Annotated in this window: 1 protein-coding gene; it reads right to left on the bottom strand. The window is 72.1% G+C overall.

Going from position 1 to position 1,198, the window contains the following annotated elements:
* Nucleotides 1-95 precede the first annotated feature (95 nt).
* Complete coding sequence (locus IH54_RS0138620) at nucleotides 96-1,007, bottom strand: LAETG motif-containing sortase-dependent surface protein (RefSeq protein ID WP_052398362.1); 912 nt, start codon at nucleotides 1,005-1,007, stop codon at nucleotides 96-98.
* Nucleotides 1,008-1,198 lie beyond the last annotated feature (191 nt).

Below are 1,198 nucleotides of genomic sequence, written 5' to 3'. Positions count from 1 at the left end.
GCGCTCCCCCGTAGGGCTTGAGGGGGGACGGGTGCGGCCGCCCGGTCCGGTTGTCCGGGTCGGGCGGCCGTGTTCCGTGCTGGTGGTGCTGGTGTTTAGCTGTGGTTGCCGGTGCGGCGGCGGCGGGTGAAGTAGACGGCTGCGCCGCCGGCGACGAGGAGGGCGGCTGCTCCGCCGATCAGGGCGGTGTTCTGGGAGCTGTTGCTGCCGGTCTCGGCGAGGTTGCCGGTGCCGGTGCCGGTGGCGGGGGGCACGGAGGGGGTGCCGGTGGGGGCGGCGGTGTCACTGACGCTGGGCGAGGGGCTGCCGGTGGTCGCCGTGTCCGTCGGGGAGGGGCTGCCCGTGGTGGCCGTGTCCGTCGGGGAGGGGCTGCCGGTGGTGGCCGTGTCCGTGGGCGAGGGGCTGCCGGTGGTGGGGGTGTCGGTCGGGGAGGGGGTGGTCTGGCACTCGTGGCCGCCGTTCCACGCCGTGATCAGGTTGGGCGGGGTGACCGAGTCGGGGTAGTGCGGGAGGGCGCCGTGGCCTTCGCCGGTGGCGCCGTCGTACTGGGTGCCGTTGCCGTAGAGGTCGACCTGTCCGTAGCACTGCGGGGTGTGGGCACTGACGTCGAGTGTGGCGGAGGTGTGCTTGCTGTCCAGGGTGACGGTGTCCCAGCCGAGGAAGTCCTGGTGGCCGGAGTTCTCCCAGGCCGGTCCCTCGGTGCTGTAGGAGGCCAGCGACACGGTGTAGACGCAGTTCTTGCCCGGGGTGGAGGTCAGCTTCACGCTGATCTTGCCCGGGGCGGTGTCCCCGCCGATCCGTCCGGCGGCGGTCCAGTCGCCGCCGTCGACCTGGTACTGGACACCGACGGTGCTGCAGCCGCGGCTGCCGCCGTTGCCGCCGCTGTGGCCCGGGTTGCTGCCGCCGCGGCCGTGCGCGGAGGCGGTGCCGATCCCGCCCGCGGTCAGGGCGATCGTCGCCCCGGCAACAGCGGCTGCGGCTATGGCTCGTCTGGATATCGCGTGCACTTGAGGATGCTCCCTGAATGCTGGTCGGGCAGCCAGGTGCAGGCAGACAGGGGCCCTACTCGACACACGAAGGCGAGAGACGTACCCGATGGCCTGCGAGGCGTCTCGCCGCCGAAAGTCTTCTGAGCTGGGGCCAGTTGGCCCAGGCCGCCGATTATGCCCCGCAAACCGGCTTTCTGTACAGTCGCGAA

The organism is Streptomyces sp. NRRL F-5123, from assembly GCF_000721495.1.
In the GTDB taxonomy this organism is placed as follows: Bacteria; Actinomycetota; Actinomycetes; order Streptomycetales; family Streptomycetaceae; genus Actinacidiphila.
The sequence above is the reverse complement of the archived record's forward strand: the minus strand, read 5'-3'. Positions and strand labels throughout refer to the sequence as shown.